We start from the raw sequence: 20,766 nt of genomic DNA on the forward strand, positions 1-20,766 counted from the left end.
TCCGGCCGTGCGCGATCGCGCGGCACGGATAGCGCGGGCGGCCGCGCGTCGAGATCGGGTGCGTCGCAGGTCGTCGCGCGTATCTCGGCCGACGTGATGCCGCTTGCGAGCAGCAGCGCGACGATCGCGCGATTCCGGCAGTCGGCCGGCGTGTCGCCCGCTCGAGGCTGCACATGGCGCTGCAGCGCCGCGTCGGCATCGGGCGGCAGATAGCACGGCTCGGGCTCGCCGTCCGGCCATGCGAGATCGCGCGTCGTCCGGCCAGCCGGATGGATCGTGCGCACGCCGGCCTCGATCAGATGCCGGCCCAGCCGGTCGATCAGTTTCGCGTAGCGCACGCGGGTCGACGTGCCGGGCGCGCAGGTGCGCTCGAGTTCCGCCAGGAAGGCCGCGACGTGGTCGGGCCCGAACGTGGCCAGCGACACGCGCTGTGCGATCAGATAACGCAGGAACCGTTCGAACATCGCAACGTGCTGCACGACCGATCGGGGCGCGAACGGCCGGCGGTCGGCGCCGGTCGCGGCGGTTTCCTGCCACGCGCGGAAGGCGCCGACGGGGTCGTGAATCCAGCGATTCGTGTCCATGCACGTTTATAGCCGGAACGCGGCGGCTCCGGCAATCGTTCGGATGGCCAGGGGCCCGGCCGGCCCGGCGCAACCGATGCGTCAGTGTGCGGTCGCGCGTCGCCGATGCCGTCGTGGCGAATCGCCAAGTAAGCGAACAGCAACGCGACGAAGAAACGGAACGCGCCCGGCACACCGTACCATTGCTTCGACACCCGCATCGCGATCCATCCGTGGCTGACCGACACGAACCCGTTCCGCCGCGCGATGAAGCCGAGCGGCAGGCCGGCGATCGCAAACCAGCCGGCTGCGCGGGAGCGCGATATCGCAGGCACGCGGCAACACGCACCGTTGCCCGCCATCACCATCAGGCGTCGCGCGAAGGCGAAGAACCCGCAACCGCTGCCGTGCCCACCTGTCCGCTCAGTCGCGCCAATGCAGCGAACGCCAGTTGCGTCGCGATGGCCGCGAGCGTGCCGGCCGCCATGCCGTTGCCGAGCACGATCTGCACCGGCGCACCGAAATGGCGATACAGGTTCGGCACCAGGATCGGCGCAAGGCCGACGACGAGCGCGGCCGCGAGCGTGTACTGGTTGGCGCGTGCATGCAGGTCGACGCCGGCGAGCAGCCGGATACCCATCACGCCGATCATCGCGAACACGACCAGCGCGGTGCCGCCGACCACGGCGGCCGGAATCGCATACGCGAGCCGTGCGAGCGGTGCAAACAGCGCAATGACGATCAGGATCGCGCCGGCGGCAGCCGTCACGTAGCGCGAGCGCACGCCGGTCGTCTGCACGACACCGATATTCTCGGCGCTGGTCACGATCAGCGGCGTGCCGAACAGCGCACCGGCCAGCGACGCCAGCGCATCGCCGCGGATCGTCTTCGGCACGTCACGCGACAGCGAGATCGCCTTGCCGCAGGTTTCGCCGACGGCGACCGTCTGCGCGGTGGCCTCGGCCATCGAGATCGCGGTGAAGATCAGCAGCGGCAGCGCGGCCAGCACGTCGAAGCGCGGCATCCCGAACGGCAGCCATACCGGATGCGTGAACAGCGGGCCGTGCCACACGTCGGCGAGCGCGGGCATCGCATCGAGCGCCCAGCCGAGCGTCGCGCCGGCCATCAGGCCGATCAGCACCGCGAGGCGCCCGAGCGTGCCGCGGAACGCACCCGCGACGACGACCGTGGCGACGATCGTCGCCAGCGCGAGACCGAGCGCGCGCGGCTGGGCGAAGTCGGCCGAACCGGGCTGGCCGACGACGATCGCCGCGTAGATCCGGATCAGGTTGACCGACACGAGCAGCAGCATCGCGCCGACGACTATGCGCGGAAAGAGCCGCAGGCAGCGCGTGAAGACGGGCAGCAGCACCCAGTAGAACGCGCTGGCGAGCAGCGCCGCGCCGGCTGCGGTCGGCAGGCCCGATTGCGCGGCGATGCCGGCGAACAGCATCGTCGGTGCGCCGCCGGGCACCATCACGAACGGCATGCGCGCGCCGATCGGGCCGGCGCCGAGCGATTGCAGCACCGTGCCGATTCCGCACGCGAAGAACGTCGCGCCGATCAACTGGACCGTCAGGTCCGCCGGCAACGCGAGCATTTTGGCGATCAGGAACACGGCCGTGATCGGGGACGCGGCCATCGACAACACGTGCTGCAGCCCGAACAGCGCGAGCTGCCAGGCGGGCAGCCGTGCGTCGACGGGCGTTGAGATCGGATCGTGCGACACGGCAGGCCCCTTCGAAGCGAACGGCGACGAGCGCCGGAAACCGGCGGTGAACGGAGGGTCAATCCCGCAGCCAGGGCAGTTGCGCGGCGCTGTAGCGGAACGTCTGGAACACGCTGTTGAGCTGCCCGGGGCCGGTCTTGCGCGCGGCTTCGTCCGGGTATTCGGCGAACCACGGAATCACGTACTCCCAGACGACCTCGCCGGCGGGCGTCACTTCGAACAGCCGGCCCGTCGACGATTCGGTGACGTGCGTGTTGCCGTTCGGCAAGCGCTGCGCGTTGCCCATGAACGGCGTGTAGAACAGGTTCACGACGTCGTCCGCATACGACCACACGACGCGCTGCGTCGCGGGATCGATCTCGACGACGCGCGAGAACACGACGTGCGCGCCGTGGCGGAAATTGCCGTTGTCGAATGCGAGGATGTTGCCGTTCGCGAGCGGCACCGGCGCATGCTGGTGCGACACGACGTCGGGCCCGATCCGCAGGTCGACGCGGCCGGTTGCGCGGTCCACGCCGATGATGCCCGACGTCGTGCGCAGGCTCATCAGCACGCGGCCGTTCGCGTCGACCGCGAGGCCGTTGACGAGCGGCCAGTGGTAGCGGCCGAAGCCGACCGCGATCGGGAAATCCTCGGGCCGCAGATGGTCGCGCGCATGCCATTCCCAGACGATCTGCCCGGCCCGGTTCACTTCGCGGATCACGTCCGCGAACATCACCTCGTCGTCGCCGTGCGGCGTGCCGCCCGGCACGCGCCGCGCGAACGCGGCGTCGACCGGTTCGCACGCGGCATAGAGCAGGTTGCCGTTCGGCAGCCACTGCGCATCGTGGTGGTGCGCGGGATCCTCGTAGCGCCACACGGTTTCGCCTTGCGGCGTGACTTCGTAGAAGTCGCCGCCATGCCACATCGACCACGGCGCATAGCGCGATTCGGATTGCGGATGATTGCCGTTGTAGCCGAGGTTGCCGTTCGCGAGGATGACCGCATGGCGGCCGGGGCGCACGGGCATCTTCCACTGATGGGCGACTTCGCCGTCGATGCCGACGAGATAGACGTTGCCGTCGGCCGTCTGCGGCGCGATGAGCGTATAGCCGCCCGCGGACAGGGCGGGATCGTGGGCGATGAGGCCGACGCCACGGCGGCGCTGGGTAATCTGGTCGACGGTTGTCACTGCGGTCTCCATTCGAATCGGACACGGGGATGCAGCGGAATCTAGACGATCCGGACGGTCAGTAAAATCGGATTATTCTTGACGGCCTGTTCGGAAAAATCTAACGGACCCTTCATGCGTTCCATATCGCAGACATTCCGCTGTTTCGACGAAGTCGCGAGACGCGGCTCGATTCGCAAGGCAGCCGACGCGCTGCACCTGACCGCTGCGGCGGTGCACCAGCAGATCCGCAATCTCGAGGAGCAGGTCGGCGTGCCGCTGTTCGACCGGCTGCCGCGCGGCATGCAGTTGACGCTGGCCGGCGAGATCGTGATCGCGGCCGTGCGGCGGGGCCAGCGCGACTTCGACAACGCGCTCACGCAGGTCGAGGACCTGCGCGCGCTGCGGCGCGGCCACGTGAACCTGGCGGTGCCCGCCTCGACCGCTGAAAAGCTCGTGCCCGACGCGATCCTCGCCGCGATGCAGCGCTATCCGGGCGTCACGTACAGCGTGCGCTCGGGAAACGGCGAGAGCATCGTGCGCTGGGTCGAGACGGGCGAGGCCGACATCGGCTATGCGCTGCGCCGGCGCACGTCGGCGGGCGTTATCGAGGTGCGAGCGTTCGCTCAGCCGCTGGGTGTCGTCACGGCGCCCGGCCATCCGCTCGCGGCGTCCGGCGGCAAGGTGCGGATGCGCGACTGCCTTGCGCATCCGCTGATCCTGATGACACCCGACACGGAGCTGCGCGCGATGTTCGACCAGATCGATGCGCGCCAGCCGCGCAACGTGCGGCCGCTGGTCGAGACGGGTTCGGTGCCGATGGTGCGGCGCCTCGCGGCCGAAGGCGCGGGCGTCGGCTTCCTGATCGCCGAGAACGTCGCGGAAGACGTGGCCGCCGGCCGGCTCGCGTGGACGCCGCTTGCCGATGCAGGCGCCCGCTCGTTCAGCTGCATCTACCAGCGGGCGGACATGAGCGCGACCGTCGCGATGACGATGTTTCTCGAATTCTTCTCGGAGGCGATCGAAGCGATGGAGAGCGATTTCGCGCGCGACGGCCGGCCAGCCGGCAAGCGCCGTCGGGCACCAAGTTAACGACGTAACGACCTCGGCCGTGCAAGCGCATCGCACTGCGATGCAGTGCAGCACGCGAACCCATATGCGAGACCGGTGACGTTGCGCACGCAACGTCCGGCCGGATTACGTCATTTCCTTATTGCGGAAAAAATTTTGTTCATGGGACTATCAAACGCGTTGCCGGCGCACCGAGGGGGTCGCAGGCAGCGTGATGTCCATCGCAACGACCTACAAGAACATCGGCAGACAATGAACAGAACAGCGATTTTTCCGTATGCGTCCGCGTTGCTCGCGGCCGCCCTGTTGACGGCATGCGGCGGCGACGTCGAGAACGAAGCGGGCCGCACGCCGACACCTTCCACCGATGCGAGCTGTCTCGCGGTCGACAACAGCGGCGCGACGGTCGTGGTGGGCTCGAACCAGCCGGGCGACCCGTCGCTGCCGGAAGCGTCGTCGGGCTATCGCACCGGGATGAAGCCGGTCTATGCGAAGACCTATCTGGTCGCCACGTCGAACGCATACGCGAGCGCGGCCGGTTGCGCGGTGCTGAAGAAAGGCGGCACGGCCGCCGATGCGGCGGTCGCCGTGCAGGCCGTGCTCGGCCTGACCGTGCCCGAAGCGACGGGCCTCGGGTCGGGCGGCGTGCTGCTCTACTACGATGCGCGCGGCAAGACGCTGCAGGCGTACGACGGCCGGGAAACCGCGCCGGCCGCTGCGACGGAGAACTACCTGCGCTACATCGACGATGCGACCAACCAATCCGCGCCGCTGCCGAACGCACGGGCGAGCGGCCGCTCGATCGGCACGATCGGCGTGCCGAGGCTCATCGAGGCGCTGCAGCAGGATCACGGCCGGCTGCCGTGGCAGAACCTGTTCGGCGATGCGATCACGCTCGCGACCAACGGTTTCCCGATCGGTGGCCGGCTCGCCGACGCGATCGCGGCGAACGCCGCGAACCTGAAGCGCGACCCCGAGGCCGCCGCGTATTTCCTGAACGCCGACGGTTCGCCGAAGACGCTCGGCACCGTGCTGAAGAATCCTGCGTATGCGCGCACGCTGACGCTGATGGCGCAGTCGGGCGCGAACGCGCTGTACACGGGGCAGATCGCGCAGGACATCGTCGCGAAGATCGCGACGACGAAGGGCGCGGACGGCTCGACGCTCACGCCGGGCAAGACGACCGTCGCGGATCTGGCCGCGTACCAGGCGAAGCGCCGCGATCCCGTATGCACGACCTATCGCAGCTACTGGGTATGCGGAATGCCGCCGCCGTCGTCGGGCGGCATCGCGGTCGCGTCGGCGCTCGGCATTCTCGAGAATTACGACCTGAAGTCGCTGAAGCCGACGGCGATCGATCTCGAAGGCGGCAAGCCGACCGTCGCGGGCGTGCACCTCGTCACCGAAGCCGAACGGCTTGCGTATGCCGACCGCGACAAGTACGTGGCCGATACGGATTTCGTGCCGCTGCCGGGCGGCACGTGGAATACGCTGCTGAACAAGCCGTACCTGAAGTCGCGCGCGGCGCTGATCGACCCGACCAAGAGCATAGGCACCGCACAGCCCGGCAATCTCGGCGCGGTGCCGCTCGGTGTCGATACGACGCTGATCGAGCACGGCACGAACCAGTTCACGATCGTCGACGGCGACGGCAACGTGCTGAGCGCGACGACGACGGTCGAGTCGAGCATGGGCTCGTTCCACATGACCAACGGTTTCCTGCTGAACAACCAGTTGACCGATTTCTCCGCGAACCCGGTCGATAGCGCGGGCAATCCGGTGGCCAACCGCCTGCAACCGGGCAAGCGGCCGCGCAGCTCGATGGCGCCGACGATCGTGTTCGGGCAGGCCGCGGACGGTTCGCGCGGCGATTTCGTGATGGCGACCGGTTCGCCGGGCGGCGGCACGATTCCGCAATACGTGGTCAAGACGCTCGTCGGCGCGCTCGACTGGGGCCTCGATGCGCAACAGTCCGCCGGGCTCGTCGACTTCGGCGCGAGCAACAGCCCGACGACCACGATCGGCGGCGAGCATCCGAACGTCAACACCGCGAACAACGGGGCGAACGATCCGCTGATCACGGGGCTGCTCGCGCTCGGGCACAAGGTGTCGACGTCCGCGCAGGCGAGCGGCGTCAACACGGTGATGCGCGTGACGGTCGGCCAGTCGTCCGCGTTGCAGGGCGGCACCGATCCGCGGCGTGAAGGCGTCGTGCTCGGCGATACGTTCCGGCCGTAACCCGGCAGGACGCACACGGCCCCGAACTGCCGAACGGCAGTCGGGGCCGTGTTGCTTTATGCGCCCGCGCCCGAGTGCCGAACTCGATGGGCATGCAGGCGGGCGGACGTTATCGAAGAACCTGCTGCTCAGCAGGATCGAGCCGGCTTTCCGGCTCGACGTGCCGAATATCCCGGCATAGGGGTCAACCCTCGAACATATCGGCTCACTGGGTTCCGTGGCCGGAACTCTGCGCCGTTCCGCGCATCGCGGCTGGAAGGCTGCACATTTAGACAGCCGCTAACCCCCGGTTTCGCACAATCAAATTCCGAGCCGTTTTTGGCGTAGGCAACCTTCGTTCACTCGTGCCTGGCACGGGTGTCTCACGACGGTGGCGGCCAATGACCAAGGCATGCCCCACATCGAAGCCTGCTCTTTGGAGATGGTTATGAATGGCCGGAAAATATTGAATGGGATGAGTGCGGCAATCGGCGTCGGCGGGGTGGCGCTGCTGTATGCCGCATCGGCAAGCGCGAGTCTCAACGTTGCAGTCGCCGGACCGATGACGGGCGAGTACGCATCGGGTGGCGAGCAGTTCAGGAAGGGCGCCGAGCAGGCGGTAAAGGACATCAATGCGGCCGGCGGCGTTCTGGGCCAGCAATTGAACCTGATCGTCGGCGACGACGTATGCGATCCGAAGCAGGCGGTGTCGGTCGCCAACGACTTCGTCAACAAGAAGGTCGCATTCGTCAACGGCCACTGGTGTTCCAGTTCGACGTTACCGGCATCCGACGTATACAACGACGCTCAGATTCCCGAGATTACCGTCTCGACGAATCCGAAGATCACCGAGCGCGGAATCAAGGGCTTGTTCCGCATTACCGGGCGCGACGATCAGCAAGGCGCCGTCACGGCCGCCTATATCGCGGACCACTTCAAAGGCAAGAAGATTGCCGTCATCGACGACAAGACCGCATACGGTGGCGGCCTGGCCGACGAAATCGCGAAAGGGCTCGCGGCAAAGCAGACGCCTGTCGCATTGCGTCAGTCCATCACGGCTGGCGAGCGCGATTACTCCGGGTTGGTCAGCAAGATGAAGGTCGCCGGTGTGCAGGTTCTGGCCTACGGCGGCTACTACCAGGAGGTTGCGCTGATCCTGCGTCAGGCCGCTCAAGCCGGCCTCGATCTGACGGTGATCGGCGGCGACACGCTCAGCAACAACGAGCTGGTCAATGCCGCAGGCCCGCAGATCAACAAGGTGCTGTTCACGTTCCCGCCCGATCCGCGCAAGAGCGCGGCCGCATCGAAGGTCGTCGCTGCCTTCCGCGCGCAAAAGATCGAACCTGAGGGCTACATGCTCTATTCGTACGCGGCCATGCAGGCATACGCAGATGCCGCGAAGCGTGCGAAGAGCACCGACTACGCGGCGGTCGTGAAGCAACTCCGTGACGGTACGTTCGATACCGTCGTCGGTCAGCTGAAGTTCGATTCGAAGGGAGACCTGAAGAATCCGGGCTACGTCGTCTACAGATGGAACGGCAACAGCTACGACTACGTCAAGTGATGCGGGCTGCAACGCATATCGCATGAAGGGCGCGGCGGGCCGCACCGGGCGGGCCGCCGCGCTGCAACGAGATGTATCGGAGAAGCTATGAGTCAGGCGTTACAGCAACTGATCAACGGTTTGACCCTGGGGGCGATATACGGTCTGATCGCGATCGGCTATACGATGGTCTACGGCATCATCGGCATGATCAACTTCGCTCACGGAGACATCTACATGGTGAGCGCGTTCATTGCCGTGACGTGCCTTACGCTGCTCGGTTCGGGCGGCGTTTCCTCCGTGGTGCTCGCGATCGGCATGACGCTGATTGTCGCGATCGTACTGACGTCCGCGTTCGGGTGGACGGTCGAGCGGGTCGGCTACCGTCCGCTGCGCGGCTCGAATCGTCTCGCGCCGCTGATTTCGTCGATCGGCCTGTCGATCTTCCTGCAGAACATGGTGCAACTCACGCAGGGTGCACGCGTGAAGTCGGTTCAGCCTGTCGTTACGGGCGGAATCAACATACCGATGGGCGGCGCGGGTCACGATGTCTATCTGTCGAACATCCAGATCCTGATCGTCATCGTGACGATTGCGCTGATGGGCGCATTCACGTTGTTCATCCACAAGACTTCGTTCGGCAGACAGCAGCGCGCATGCGAACAGGATCAGCGCATGACGCGCTTCCTGGGTTACGACGCGGATCGCATCATTTCGGTGACATTCATGATCGGTGCCGGGCTTGCCGCTGTCGCCGGCGTGATGGTCACGCTCTATTACGGCGTCGTCGACTTCTCGATCGGCTTCATTGCCGGCATCAAGGCATTCACTGCGGCGGTGCTCGGCGGTATTGGCTCGATCCCCGGCGCCATGCTGGGCGGGGTCATCATCGGCCTGATCGAGGCGTTCTGGTCTGCCTATCTGTCGCCCGAATACAAGGACGTGGCGACGTTCGTGATTCTGATCGTGTTCCTGATGTTCCGGCCGTCCGGGCTGCTCGGCCGCCCAGAGGTGGAGAAAGTCTGATGAGTACGACGATGTCCAAGCAAGTCAATCTTCCGTTTCGCGTTCGCGATGCGCTGGGTGCAGCGATTGTCGCTGCAGTTGTCGGACTGCCGATGCTCGGGCTGACGACTCACGATGGCTCGGGCGGTCTTCAGGTGCAGACCCGTTGGCCGTTGCTCGGTGCGTTCGTGGTCGCCGCGTTTGTCGGGCGCATGGCACTGCAGTGCCTGCTGGAATATGTCGCGATTGTCCGGAAGCGTCGCGTCCAGAAGGGCAAGCAGGCTACGGCGTCCGCTTCGAGACTGACGTGGATCGGGGCGTTTGCCGTTGCATTCGCGATCGTGTTGCCGGCGATGTTCTCCGGCAATCGCTACGTGGTCGATACGGCGACGACGGTGCTGATCTACGTGATGCTCGGCTGGGGGCTGAACGTGGTTGTCGGACTCGCAGGCCTGCTCGATCTGGGATACGTCGCGTTCTATGCGGTCGGTGCTTATTCGTACGGATTGCTGTCGACCCATTTCGGCCTCGGATTCTGGGAAGTCCTGCCGATCGCGGGCGGCCTCGCCGCGGCTTTCGGGATGATCCTCGGCTATCCGACGCTGCGGTTGCGAGGCGACTATCTCGCGATCGTCACGCTCGGCTTTGGCGAGATCATCCGGCTCATCTTGATCAACTGGGGTGACGTTACCGGTGGACCGAACGGTGTCTCTTCGATTCCGAAGCCGACGTTTTTCGGGCTGCCGATGCAAGCGTCGGCGGACGGTCCGACCTTCTCGAGCCTGTTCGGCATCGAATACTCCCCGCAGCAACGGATCGTGTTTCTCTACTACCTGATCCTCGGGATGGCGCTGCTGACGAACCTGTTCGTTTCCCGCCTGCGCCGGCTGCCTGTCGGTCGGGCATGGGAAGCAATCAGGGAGGACGAGATTGCCTGCAAGGCGATGGGGCTCAACGTAACGAACATCAAGTTGTCTGCGTTCGCGATCGGAGCAATGCTCGCCGGATTTGCCGGTGTGTTCTTCGCCGCTCGCCAGGGCTTCATCTCTCCGGAGAGCTTCACGTTCTCGGAATCGGCCACGATTCTTGCGATCGTCGTCCTTGGCGGCATGGGCAGCCAGCTTGGCGTCGTGTTCGCGGCTGCCGTGCTCGTCGTCCTTCCTGAGCTCGGGCGCGACTTCTCTGAATATCGAATGCTGTTGTTCGGTCTTGCGATGGTATTGATCATGATCGTGCGGCCCGGCGGGCTGATCAGTCATCGTCGCGCAACGATTACGGCACCTGCGGAGGGCAAGTGATGGATCCGATGACGCCGCTGATTCTTGAAAGCGCTCCTGCCGGATTGGGGCGGAGCGAGTCCCGTGGTGAACGCGGACCGCTACTGCACGTCGAAAACGTCGTGATGCAGTTCGGCGGGCTTCGCGCGATCGAAAACATGTCGATGACCGCGCGCGCCGGCGAGGTGACCTCGGTTATCGGTCCGAATGGCGCAGGCAAGACGACGTTCTTCAACTGCCTGACCGGCTTTTACAAACCAACGTCGGGTGCAATCGTGCTGGCGCATCCCGCACGCGGGAAGTTGCGCCTGGATGCGATGCGAAACGCGGACGTTGCGCGTGTCGGGCAGGTGGTGCGGACCTTTCAGAACATCCGGCTCTTTCCGCGCATGACCGTGCTGGAGAACCTGATGATCGCCCAGCACAACGCGCTCCAGAAGGCGTCGCGTTTCTCGATTTCCGGTGCGCTGAACCTGCGCGGATATCGCGCTGCCAGCCGCGATGCGGTTGCGAAGGCAATGGAATGGCTCGAGCGACTCAACCTGCGGGACCTTGCCGACAAGCCGGCGGGCGACATGCCTTATGGTGTTCAGCGCCGCATCGAGATTGCTCGCGCGATGTGCGCCGATCCGATTCTGCTTTGCCTCGACGAACCCGCGGCAGGGTTGAATCCGCGCGAGTCCGCAGCGTTGACCGCGCTGCTTTCGTCTCTTGCCCGGGACAGGGGTATCGGCGTGCTGCTCATCGAGCACGACATGAGCGTGGTCATGAAGGTTTCCGATCACATCGTCGTGCTCAACCACGGCAAGAAGATTGCCGAGGGCAGCCCTGCCGAGGTGAAGGCCAATCCTGACGTGATTGCCGCTTACCTCGGCGAAGAGGAAAGCGAAACATCGGACCAGCAGGCCTGACTACGCGAGGAATTCTTTCATGCTCAAGATTTCGGAATTGTCCGCGCACTATGGCAGCGTGCAGGCATTGCATCACGTCAACGTCGACGTGAACGAAGGAGAGATCGTCACGTTGATCGGCGCGAACGGCGCCGGCAAGTCGACGCTGATGAACACGATCTTTGGCTATCCACGCGCGAGCGGCGGTTCGATCGTGTTCGAAGGACGCGACATCACCAGGCGGCCGTCGCACGAGATTGCGAAATTCGATATCGCGATCGTCCCGGAGGGGCGGCGTATTTTTCAGCGCATGACGGTGATGGAGAACCTGCTGATGGGAGATACGTCCCGGGAGCGGCAGACGTCGCAGGACATCGAGCGAATGGTCGGAATGTTCCCGATTCTCGGCAACCGGGCATCCCAACGTGCCGGAACGTTGTCCGGCGGCGAACAGCAGATGCTGGCGATCGCACGGGCGTTGATGTCCCATCCGCGGTTGCTGCTGCTCGACGAGCCGTCGCTTGGCCTGGCACCGATCTACATCAAGAAGATCTTCTCGGTGATCCGCGAACTCAACACGCAATATGGCATGACGATTTTGCTCGTTGAGCAGAATGCCCATCATGCACTGCGAGTCGCCCATCGGGGGTACGTCCTTCAACACGGGCACATCGCGCTCGAAGGGGACGGGCCTTCGTTGCTGGCGGATCCGGCCGTGCGCGCGGCGTATCTGGAGGGCGATACAGCGCAGCTCGATGCGGCGTGATTGATCGCACCGGGGCCAGCGGCGCCGGTGCCGGTCAATCGGCAGGGCGACGCGGCGTACCGGCCGCCCTGTCGACTGTGCACGACTCCGTTCGGCCGGATACTGCCGATCCAGGCGAATCCATGCTCTGTAATCAGCATGCCTTGGGTTGCACCGCGTAACTGTGCAAAATTCCGCAAAAAGTTACCGCTCTGTCACAAGACGGCCGCCGAGAACCGGTTCAGAATTCACTTCAACAGATCGGAGCGACGGCGCTCCGGTGTTCATGTCGGACAGGTGTCCCGATCGATCTTGACGGAGTGAGAACATGAAGGTGTTGATCGTCTTTGCCCATCCCGAACCGAAGTCGTTCAATGGTGCGTTGAAGGACAAGGCTGTCGCGACGCTGACCGCGCTCGGACACGAGGTCCGCGTGTCGGATCTGTATCAGATGAAATGGCGGCCGGATCTCGGCCTGGATGATTTCACCGGCCCGCGTGCGAACCCAGATTACCTGGACCTGTCAGCCGAGCAGGAGCACATGTTCGCGACGTCGCAGCCGACGCCGGATGTGGCCGCCGAGCAAGAGAAGGTGCTGTGGTCGGACCTGATCATTTTCCAGTACCCGATGTGGTGGTTCGGCATGCCGGCGATCCTGAAAGGCTGGGTCGATCGCGTGATGACGCGTGGCTTCGCATACGCGACCGGGCGCAAATACGACACCGGCATGTTCAAGGGGCGCAAGGCGATGATCTCGACCACGACGGGTACGGCGTCGAGCCTGTACGAGCCGGATGGCGTCGACGGCGACATCAACCACCTGCTGTGGCCGATCCATAACGGGATCTTCAAGTACCTGGGTTTCGACGTGCTGCCGCCGCACGTGTCGTGGATGCCGGCGCGCGTGTCGGCCGAGGAGCGGGCGGCGTACCTGGCGTCGTACGAAGAACGGCTGCGAACGCTCGAACAGACGCCGTCGCTGTACTTCCATCCGTTCGAGGACTACGGTACCGACCAACGCCTGAAGCCGGGCGTGATCGCCCGGTCGGGCTTCCAATGGAACCCGGGCGCCGGACAGAGCCGGGAAGCGGCGGCGGACCAATTCACGGCACCGAACGTCGCCAGGTTCGGCTGAATGGATGGACGGGCGTGACGGGAAGCATGCCCGTCACATCACCCCACCTGCTTTCCTTTCATATTTCGACTGGTGTCGCCATGAGCAAACCCGACATTTTCCGGAAGCTGCATCACGTCTGTATCGTTGTTCGCGACATGAATGCGGCCACCGCGTATTACGAATCCGCCGGTATCGGCCCGTGGACGGACTTCCCGCCTCTCGATGCGTTCAAGCTCGACGGCTACGATCGCGACGCCTTTCTGAAGCTGAAGTACAAGTTCGCGAACGTCGACAACGTCCAGTTCCAGCTCTGCGAACCGGGTGACGGTGACACGCCGCAGAAGCGCTTTCTGGAAAGCCACGGTGAAGGCGTGTTTCATCTCGGGTTTGCGGTTCCGGACGTCGACGCAGCGGAAGCCGTTGCAACCGGGGCGGGCATCGAGGTACTCGGTCGCGGGCGGTTGCCGGACGGCAGTGGTTTCACGTACTTCGATACGGCGAAAGCGGGCGCCGGCGTCAATCTTCAGGTTCGCGCACGAAAAGAGTAGGGCACGGCCGTTCGGTGTCGCGTGCCGACCCGCGCGCACTCGTGCTCCTGGCTACGACGATGGGGCCATCCGATCGGTGCTGGAATCAATCGGCACGGAACGGAGACAGTCGTCCTTTGTGCCGCCCGACAGGCGGCACGTTTTTTTTGTACTATCAGGAAATGCGGCGACGTGTTCGAAAGTCGTTGCCCTGTCAGAACGTATCCCCTCCGATCTCCGTTTCCACCGCGACTCACCAAGGTAGCGCGCGTACTTCACGCATGGAGTGATCCGATGATCCGCCACGAACTCGATAATCCGTTTCTCGAAGCGTTGGGTGCGACCTTGACCGAATGGCAAGACGGAGTTGCGGAGATCGCGATGCCAATCAGCGCGACGCATCTGAACCGGCAACGCGTGTTGCAGGGCGGTGCCGTCGCGACGCTGCTGGATGCGGCCTGTGGATATGCCGGGCTGTACAGCGACTCGGGCGAAACGGTTCACGGCTTCACGCTGTCCTTGACGATCAACTACCTGGATCGGGGCATCGGGCAGCAGGTCACGGCCAAGGGCATGCTCGAGCGTAAAGGCAAATCGATTTACTTTTGCCGAGGCGAGGCATGGGTTGACGGTCGCATCCTGATCGCTACCGCACAGGGGACGTTCAAGTACACGCGATAGCTTGCCGGAGAGATGGGTCGATTCGATTGCCTGGAAGCCGGGCAGCGGAAACAGAAGCGTGCTGTTCCGATGTGGCGTCACCGGCCCGGCGCGAAGCAGGCGGCGGGGGGGCGGGAATAGGGGAATGGTGCCGGCTCATTTCCGAGGCGGGGCGGGCGCCCCGCCCACCCCGCGGTATTACCGCATGACGAACGGATTGGCTGTCTTCACGCCGGTATTGATCCACACACTCTTCGTCTGCAGGTACTCGCGGATCGCATCGATGCCGTTCTCGCGCCCGAGCCCGGAATCCTTGTACCCGCCGAACGGCGACATGTAGCTCACCGCGCGATAGCTGTTGACCCACACCATGCCCGCCTGGATGCGTTCCGCGACGCGCAGCGAGCGGCCGATGTCGTTGGTCCAGACACCCGAGCCCAGCCCGAAGCGAACGTCATTCGCGATGCGCACCGCGTCGTCTTCATCCTTGAACCTGATGATCGACAGGATCGGGCCGAACACTTCCTCCTGCGCGATCCGCATGTCGTTGCGCACGTCGCCGAAAATCGTCGGTTCGACGAACCAGCCGTTGCCGCACGCCTGGTCACTGCCGGGCTTGCCACCGAGCAGCAGCTTCGCGCCTTCTTCCTTCGCGATGTCGATGTACGCGAGCACCTTCTTGTATTGCGGACGGGTCGTCACCGGCCCGACCTGCGTCTCGAGCGATGCGGGATCGCCCATCTTCGCGGTGCGGGCGAGGGCCAGCAGGCGCTCGACGAACGAGTCGTAGATGCTTTCCTGGACCAGCAGGCGCGAACCGGCGATGCAGGTCTGCCCCGTTGCCGCGAAGATCCCTGAAACGGCGCCATTCACCGCGTCGTCGAGATCCGCATCCTCGAAGACGATGTTCGGCGACTTGCCGCCGAGCTCGAGGCTCACATGCTTGAACTGCCGTGCCGCGGCTTCGTTGATCGCGCGCCCGGTCGAATCGGCGCCCGTGAACGTGATCTTCTTGACGAGAGGATGCTCGACGAGCGCCGCACCGACGTCCGCACCGAACCCGGTAACCACGTTCACCACGCCGGGCGGAAAGCCGGCTTCCTCGAACAGCTTCGCGAACTCGATCGTCGACACCGATGTGAATTCGGACGGCTTGATCACGACCGTGCATCCCGCCGCGAGCGCCGGTGCGATCTTCCACGTGGCGAGCAGCAGCGGCGAGTTCCACGGTGTGATTGCGGCGACGACACCGAGCGGCTCGTTGCGCGTGAAATTGAAGTAGCCCTTTTTATCGAGCGGAATCACCGAGCCCTGGATCTTGTCGGCCAGGCCGCCGAAGTAGTAATACCACTGCGGGAGGTACTGGCATTGGCCATGCATTTCGGCCATCAGCTTGCCGTTGTCGCGCACCTCGAGTTCGGCGAGCCGTTTCGCGTCGAGTGCGATCAGATCGCCGACACGATGCAGCAGCTGGCCGCGCTGGCTCGGCGTCATTTGCGCCCACGGGCCTGACGTGAAGGCCGTGTGGGCAGCCTGGACTGCGCGATCGACATCGGCGGCGGTGCCTTTCGCGACCATTGCCCACGGTTCGCCGGTATACGGATTCTCGGTCTCGAACCATTCGCCGGATGACGACGGACAGTTGTGTCCGTCGATGACCATTTCAAAGCGTTCCATCGTTCCTGCCTCCATTCGGTTAGGATGCGGCCACCGCACGCCGTTGCGATTCCGCGAGAATTTCCTGTGCCTTGAGAATGACGGGACGGTCGACCATGCGTCCGTCGACCGCGACGGCTGCGCCGTGCGATGCGGAGGCGGTATCGACGACCTTGCGCGCCCATTCGATCTCTCTTCCCGTCGGCAGGAACGCGGCATTGACTGCCTGGACCTGCTTCGGGTGAATGCAGAGCTTGGCGCCGAAGCCAAGCCGCTTCGCACGAAGCGTGTCGCGTTCGATCTGCGCGGGATCATCCAGTGCGAGGCTCACGCCGTCGACGGGCGGCAGCAGGTTGCCGAGGCGGGACGCCAGCACGATATGCGACCGGAAGTACAGCAACTGCTCGTCGTCGCCGTCGATCGACAGATCGAGCTGGAAGTCGATGTTGCCGAACACGAGGCGAGTCGTCAGCCGGTGCTGCGCGATGGCGACCACGTTGCGGAAACCCTGCGCCGTTTCGATCATCGGCAGCACGTCGGTCGGCTTGCCGGCGAATTCGCAGAGGAAGATGTCGTCGATGCGTTCGGTCTTCGGCAGCATGACCGTCTTGACGGACGGTGCGCGGCACAGCGCGATATCCTCGCGGAACCATTCGCTGTTGACGTCGTTGATGCGCACGGCCACCGGTGTGTCGTTGGATGCAAGCCACTCGGCAAGCGCGGCGCGTGCGACCTTCTTTTCCGCGGGCGGCACCGCATCTTCGAGGTCGATCACCACGACGTCGACGCCCGAGGCGGCGGCCTTCGCGAAGCGATCCGGGCGGTTACCGGGAACAAACAGATAGGAACGGGGGGCGAGCTCAGACATGTCGATTCTCCGGGTTTCGTGAGGCGAGCAGTGACGGAACGACCGTGGCGTCAGCGATGGCCCAGATCTTCCCGATCGATTCGGTAACTTCGGCTTCGGTTGCCGCGTCGGCATACAGCGCGAGCGTGCGAACCTTGTGTTCCAGTTCGGCACGCGACAACGTATTGCCGGGGTCGCCCTTCGGATCGTCGACGCGGCCCTTCAGGGTGCGGCCGTCCTTCGTCGTGACAGTGACTTTGCCGATCCAGCGCGCCGGATAGGCGGAGTCGACTTCCGGGTCGAGCTCCATTCGGACCTTGTCGCGCAGGCGCGCGATGTCGGGCGATGCGTAATGGGCGTCGAACTCGCGCACGCCGGCATGACCGTAGGCCGATACGAGGCCGAGCACCGTCCCCATCGAGAACTTCGCCTGGTGGATCGTCCGCGGACTCACGACCGGACCGAGGACATCTATTGCGGCCTGGTGAACATGCGTGACCACGCTTTCGATATCGTCCGGCTTCAGCGCATTGCGCTCGATGACTTGCAGCAACGCGTCGGCGGCAGGATGGGTGTGCCGGCACGATGCGTGGTACTTGAACGAGGTTTCGGCCAGTGCCCAGCGTGTGCCGAGCCGATCGACCAGCTTGTCCGGGTACGTCTGGTCCGACATCCCGGCCCCCATCCCCTTCTCGCCTTCGAGAATGTCTGCCGCGCCGGTGAAGCCGTCCGCCGCGAGATAGGCTGCGAAAAGGCCGTTTGCCGCCGCCTTCGCCGTATGCAGCTGCTTCGAGTCCGCCGCATCCTTGAGGAATTGCCACAACCCCGCTGCCTGCGTACCGGCCGAGCCGAACGCGTGCAGCATTTGATTGCCGTCGAGGTTCAGCAAGTGGCCGACTGCCGCGGCGGCGGCAAGCGTGCCGACGGTACCGGTCGTATGAAACGTCTTGTAGTGGGAGCGGCCAAGGAATTCGCCGACCCGCACGCCGACTTCGTAGCCCGCGATGCATGCGGTCAGGAACGCTTGCCCGCTGCGCCCGAGTGATTGCGCGACGGCCAGGGCGGCGGGAAAGACGACCGTGGCCGGATGCAGCACCGAACTGTTGTGGAGGTCGTCCTGCTCGGCGAAATGCGACGCGGCGGCATTGACCATCGCAGCGAACAACGGGCTTGTCGTGCGCCGCGATATCAGCACTTCGCACGGTCCGGACGCGGGCCCGAACGCGAAAGCGAGCGTGTGGATGGTTTCCACCGGGCGGGCGCCGCGGCCCGCGAGTGCCGAGCCGTACCAGTCGAGGAAAAGGTCTTCGGTGCGGCGAATCACGTCGACGGGAATCTGGTCGAAGCGGAGTTGTGACGCGAAGTTCGCGAGGGTCTGGGTATGGGTCATGTTCGAGTCGCTTGCGGTTGCGGGTTAGATCACGCGCGCGTCGCGCCATCTGCGAACGTCTGCGTCGGTGAAACCGAGTTCGTGGAGAAGTGCGTCGGTGTGCTGCCCCAGGGAGGGAACGGCATCCATGCGAACGTCTTCCGCGCGATCGACGCCGGGCGGAAGGAGTGCCGGGATGCAGCCGGCAGGGGAATCGACTTCGACCCACCGGTTGCGCGCGCGCAACTGCGGATGCGCCCAGACGTCGGCCATCTCGTTCATGCGGGCATTGGCAATCTGCGCGGTGTCGAGTCGATCGACGACTTCCGCCGCAGTGAGCGTCGAGAATGCATCGACGATGATCGCGCACAGCGCATCGCGTGACGCCACGCGCTTCGCATTCGAGTTGAAGCGAGGATCTGCCGCCAGTTGCGGCACATGAAGGACGTGCTCGCAGAATGCGGCCCATTCACGCTCGTTCTGCAGGCCGAGCATCACCGACTTGCCGTCTCCGGCCGGGAAGGGGCCGTACGGGTAGATCGTGGCGTGTGCCGCGCCTGCCCGAGGGGGCGGCGATGCGCCATCGAATGCGTAGTACATCGGATAGTTCATCCATTCGACCATGCTTTCGAGCATCGAGACGTCGATCTGCCTGCCGCGCCCGGTCTTCGATCGCTCGAGCAGTGCGGCCAGGATGTTCGTGTAGGCGTACATGCCGGCGGCGATGTCGGCGATCGAACAGCCGGCCTTTGCCGGCGAATCGGGGCCGCCCGTGACGGACAGAAAGCCGGATTCGCTCTGGATCAGCAGGTCGTAGGCTTTCTTGTCGCGATACGGGCCGTCCGGCCCATAGCCCGAGATGTTGCAGACGATCAGCCCGGGATGCGCCGCATGCAGCGCGTCGTAGGACAGGCCGAGGCGGGCTGCGGCGCCGGGTGCAAGGTTTTGCACGAGCACGTCGGCGTCGGCAAGCAGTTTTCCGAGTACAGCGTTGGCATCCGGCGCCTTCACGTCGAGCGTCAGGCTTTCCTTGGAACGGTTGCACCAGACGAAGTGCGATGCTTCGCCGTTGACGCGCTCGTCATAGGCTCGTGCGAAATCGCCCACGCCAGGACGCTCGACCTTGATGACGCGCGCGCCGAGATCGGCGAGCTGCCGGGTGCAGAAAGGCGCCGCGATAGCGTGCTCCAGCGTGACGACCTTGATGTCGGTCAGGGGTTTCATGGCGCGCTCCTAGAAAGATCGCGGCAGACCGAGCAGATGCTCGGCGACGTACGACAGGATCAGGTTGGTCGAGATCGGAGCGACCTGATACAGGCGCGTCTCGCGGAACTTGCGCTCGACGTCGTACTCGTTCGCGAAGCCGAACCCGCCGTGGAATTGCAGGCACGCGTTCGCTGCTTCCCACGATGCGTCGGCTGCCAGCAGTTTGGCCATGTTGGCCTGTGCACCGGCCGGCTGTTTCGCGTCGAACAGTTCGCATGCCTTGTAGCGCATCAGGCTGGCGGCTTCGACATTCACGTAGGCTCGCGCGATCGGGAACTGCACGCCCTGGTTCTGACCGATCGGCCGGCCGAACACGACGCGTTCCTTCACGTACTTCGAGACCTTGTCGAGGAACCAGTACCCGTCGCCGATGCATTCGGCCGCGATCAGCGTCCGTTCGGCGTTCAGGCCGTCGAGGATGTACTTGAAGCCCTTGCCTTCTTCGCCGATCAGGTTTTCCGCGGGAATCTCGAGGTTGTCGAAGAACAACTCGTTCGTCTCGTGATTCACCATGTTCGGTATCGGGCGCACCGTCATGCCGTTGCCGATCGCTTCGCGAAGATCGACGAGGAAAATCGACATGCCTTCGGATTTCTTCGCGACCTGGTCGATCGGTGTCGTGCGAGCCAGCAGAATCATCAGATCGGAATGCTGGACGCGCGAGATCCAGACCTTCTGCCCGTTGACGACGTAGCGATCGCCCTTGCGTATGGCCGTCGTCTTCAGCTTCGTCGTGTCGGTGCCGGTCGTGGGTTCGGTCACGCCCATCGATTGCAACCGGAGCTTGCCGCTGGCGATCTGCGGCAGATACTTCGATTTCTGCTCGGCCGAGCCGTGGCGCAGCAGCGTGCCCATGTTGTACATCTGACCGTGGCAGGCCCCCGAGTTGCCGCCGCTGCGGTTGATCTCCTCCATGATCACCGATGCCTCGGTCAGCCCGAGACCGGATCCGCCGTATTCCTGCGGAATCAGCGCGGCAAGCCAGCCAGCATCGGTCAGCGCCTGGACGAAGGCCTCCGGGTACGCGCGTTCCTCGTCGATCTTGCGGAAATATTCCGGCGGGAAGTTCGAACACAGATCGCGGATGGCCTCGCGAATCTCCTGGTGCGGTGCGGCGATATCCAACACGTGAAT

17 protein-coding genes and 1 pseudogene are annotated in these 20,766 nt (G+C 64.6%); 10 read left to right on the forward strand and 8 right to left on the reverse strand.

Features of this window, described 5'->3' with window-relative positions:
• The 3 genes and pseudogenes from G3O06_RS32600 to G3O06_RS32610 form a co-directional block, all read right to left on the reverse strand.
• Positions 1-584 (reverse strand): annotated as a pseudogene (locus G3O06_RS32600) (site-specific integrase); the annotation flags it as partial.
• A 346-nt stretch (positions 585-930) separates the two neighbouring features.
• Positions 931-2,292 carry a solute carrier family 23 protein gene (locus G3O06_RS32605; RefSeq protein ID WP_205818675.1) on the reverse strand — a complete coding sequence of 454 codons (1,362 nt, stop codon included), beginning with the start codon at positions 2,290-2,292 and terminating at the stop codon, positions 931-933.
• 58 nt (positions 2,293-2,350) lie between these two features.
• A complete protein-coding gene (locus G3O06_RS32610) occupies positions 2,351-3,475 on the reverse strand; it encodes an aryl-sulfate sulfotransferase (protein ID WP_205818676.1) in 1,125 nt (374 codons plus the stop codon).
• 102 nt (positions 3,476-3,577) lie between these two features.
• On the opposite strand from G3O06_RS32610, the gene G3O06_RS32615 reads away from it, so the two are divergent.
• The 10 genes from G3O06_RS32615 to G3O06_RS32660 all read left to right on the forward strand — a co-directional run bounded on the left by G3O06_RS32615 (position 3,578) and on the right by G3O06_RS32660 (position 14,515).
• Positions 3,578-4,534 (forward strand): LysR family transcriptional regulator, encoded by a 957-nt coding sequence (locus G3O06_RS32615; RefSeq protein ID WP_205818677.1) that lies wholly within the window; start codon positions 3,578-3,580, stop codon positions 4,532-4,534.
• A gap of 231 nt (positions 4,535-4,765) precedes the next feature.
• Positions 4,766-6,751, forward strand: coding sequence for a gamma-glutamyltransferase family protein (locus G3O06_RS32620; RefSeq protein WP_205818678.1), 1,986 nt, complete (start codon positions 4,766-4,768; stop codon positions 6,749-6,751).
• Positions 6,752-7,205: 454 nt separating this feature from the next.
• Positions 7,206-8,294 carry a branched-chain amino acid ABC transporter substrate-binding protein gene (locus G3O06_RS32625; RefSeq protein ID WP_241020359.1) on the forward strand — a complete coding sequence of 363 codons (1,089 nt, stop codon included), beginning with the start codon at positions 7,206-7,208 and terminating at the stop codon, positions 8,292-8,294.
• 87 nt (positions 8,295-8,381) lie between these two features.
• A complete protein-coding gene (locus G3O06_RS32630; protein WP_174982187.1) occupies positions 8,382-9,299 on the forward strand; it encodes a branched-chain amino acid ABC transporter permease LivH in 918 nt (305 codons plus the stop codon).
• Entirely contained in the window at positions 9,299-10,576 is a 1,278-nt protein-coding gene (gene livM, locus G3O06_RS32635) for a high-affinity branched-chain amino acid ABC transporter permease LivM (RefSeq protein WP_174982188.1), read from the forward strand. The genes G3O06_RS32630 and livM overlap by 1 nt, the downstream gene beginning before the upstream one ends.
• A gap of 104 nt (positions 10,577-10,680) precedes the next feature.
• Complete coding sequence (locus G3O06_RS32640; protein WP_241020361.1) at positions 10,681-11,466, forward strand: ATP-binding cassette domain-containing protein; 786 nt, start codon at positions 10,681-10,683, stop codon at positions 11,464-11,466.
• Between the two features lie 19 nt (positions 11,467-11,485).
• Positions 11,486-12,211: an ABC transporter ATP-binding protein gene (locus tag G3O06_RS32645; protein WP_205818680.1), complete on the forward strand. Its 726-nt coding sequence runs from the start codon at positions 11,486-11,488 to the stop codon at positions 12,209-12,211.
• 307 nt (positions 12,212-12,518) lie between these two features.
• Positions 12,519-13,325 (forward strand): NAD(P)H-dependent oxidoreductase, encoded by an 807-nt coding sequence (locus G3O06_RS32650; protein WP_205818681.1) that lies wholly within the window; start codon positions 12,519-12,521, stop codon positions 13,323-13,325.
• Positions 13,326-13,405: 80 nt separating this feature from the next.
• Positions 13,406-13,855 carry a VOC family protein gene (locus tag G3O06_RS32655; RefSeq protein ID WP_205791043.1) on the forward strand — a complete coding sequence of 150 codons (450 nt, stop codon included), beginning with the start codon at positions 13,406-13,408 and terminating at the stop codon, positions 13,853-13,855.
• A gap of 273 nt (positions 13,856-14,128) precedes the next feature.
• Positions 14,129-14,515, forward strand: coding sequence for a PaaI family thioesterase (locus G3O06_RS32660; RefSeq protein WP_205818682.1), 387 nt, complete (start codon positions 14,129-14,131; stop codon positions 14,513-14,515).
• A 177-nt stretch (positions 14,516-14,692) separates the two neighbouring features.
• Here G3O06_RS32660 and G3O06_RS32665 read toward each other — a convergent pair whose 3' ends face one another.
• From G3O06_RS32665 to G3O06_RS32685, 5 genes are read right to left on the reverse strand one after another with little or no spacing between them, the layout of a single operon-like run.
• Positions 14,693-16,171 carry an aldehyde dehydrogenase gene (locus G3O06_RS32665; protein WP_205818683.1) on the reverse strand — a complete coding sequence of 493 codons (1,479 nt, stop codon included), beginning with the start codon at positions 16,169-16,171 and terminating at the stop codon, positions 14,693-14,695.
• Between the two features lie 19 nt (positions 16,172-16,190).
• Complete coding sequence (locus tag G3O06_RS32670) at positions 16,191-17,018, reverse strand: CoA ester lyase (protein WP_205818684.1); 828 nt, start codon at positions 17,016-17,018, stop codon at positions 16,191-16,193.
• A complete protein-coding gene (locus G3O06_RS32675; RefSeq protein ID WP_205818685.1) occupies positions 17,011-18,387 on the reverse strand; it encodes an MmgE/PrpD family protein in 1,377 nt (458 codons plus the stop codon). Before G3O06_RS32675 ends, G3O06_RS32670 begins: the two co-directional genes overlap by 8 nt.
• A 24-nt stretch (positions 18,388-18,411) precedes the next feature.
• Complete coding sequence (locus G3O06_RS32680) at positions 18,412-19,590, reverse strand: CaiB/BaiF CoA-transferase family protein (RefSeq protein ID WP_205818686.1); 1,179 nt, start codon at positions 19,588-19,590, stop codon at positions 18,412-18,414.
• 9 nt (positions 19,591-19,599) lie between these two features.
• Positions 19,600-20,757 (reverse strand): acyl-CoA dehydrogenase family protein, encoded by a 1,158-nt coding sequence (locus tag G3O06_RS32685; RefSeq protein WP_174953730.1) that lies wholly within the window; start codon positions 20,755-20,757, stop codon positions 19,600-19,602.
• Between the last annotated feature and the right edge of the window lie 9 nt (positions 20,758-20,766).

It is taken from the genome of Burkholderia sp. Ac-20345, from assembly GCF_017104825.1.
In the GTDB taxonomy this organism is placed as follows: Bacteria; Pseudomonadota; Gammaproteobacteria; order Burkholderiales; family Burkholderiaceae; genus Burkholderia; species Burkholderia lata_B.

What these genes read in the sequence shown, in the direction of transcription:
- G3O06_RS32610 (WP_205818676.1), bottom strand. Translation starts at nt 3,475, where the DNA reads ATGGAGACCGCAGTGACAACCGTCGACCAGATTACCCAGCGCCGCCGT.
- G3O06_RS32615 (WP_205818677.1), top strand. Translation starts at nt 3,578, where the DNA reads ATGCGTTCCATATCGCAGACATTCCGCTGTTTCGACGAAGTCGCGAGA.
- G3O06_RS32620 (WP_205818678.1), top strand. Translation starts at nt 4,766, where the DNA reads ATGAACAGAACAGCGATTTTTCCGTATGCGTCCGCGTTGCTCGCGGCC.
- G3O06_RS32625 (WP_241020359.1), top strand. Translation starts at nt 7,206, where the DNA reads ATGAGTGCGGCAATCGGCGTCGGCGGGGTGGCGCTGCTGTATGCCGCA.
- G3O06_RS32630 (WP_174982187.1), top strand. Translation starts at nt 8,382, where the DNA reads ATGAGTCAGGCGTTACAGCAACTGATCAACGGTTTGACCCTGGGGGCG.
- livM (WP_174982188.1), top strand. Translation starts at nt 9,299, where the DNA reads ATGAGTACGACGATGTCCAAGCAAGTCAATCTTCCGTTTCGCGTTCGC.
- G3O06_RS32640 (WP_241020361.1), top strand. Translation starts at nt 10,681, where the DNA reads ATGCAGTTCGGCGGGCTTCGCGCGATCGAAAACATGTCGATGACCGCG.
- G3O06_RS32645 (WP_205818680.1), top strand. Translation starts at nt 11,486, where the DNA reads ATGCTCAAGATTTCGGAATTGTCCGCGCACTATGGCAGCGTGCAGGCA.
- G3O06_RS32650 (WP_205818681.1), top strand. Translation starts at nt 12,519, where the DNA reads ATGAAGGTGTTGATCGTCTTTGCCCATCCCGAACCGAAGTCGTTCAAT.
- G3O06_RS32655 (WP_205791043.1), top strand. Translation starts at nt 13,406, where the DNA reads ATGAGCAAACCCGACATTTTCCGGAAGCTGCATCACGTCTGTATCGTT.
- G3O06_RS32660 (WP_205818682.1), top strand. Translation starts at nt 14,129, where the DNA reads ATGATCCGCCACGAACTCGATAATCCGTTTCTCGAAGCGTTGGGTGCG.
- G3O06_RS32665 (WP_205818683.1), bottom strand. Translation starts at nt 16,171, where the DNA reads ATGGAACGCTTTGAAATGGTCATCGACGGACACAACTGTCCGTCGTCA.
- G3O06_RS32670 (WP_205818684.1), bottom strand. Translation starts at nt 17,018, where the DNA reads ATGTCTGAGCTCGCCCCCCGTTCCTATCTGTTTGTTCCCGGTAACCGC.
- G3O06_RS32675 (WP_205818685.1), bottom strand. Translation starts at nt 18,387, where the DNA reads ATGACCCATACCCAGACCCTCGCGAACTTCGCGTCACAACTCCGCTTC.
- G3O06_RS32680 (WP_205818686.1), bottom strand. Translation starts at nt 19,590, where the DNA reads ATGAAACCCCTGACCGACATCAAGGTCGTCACGCTGGAGCACGCTATC.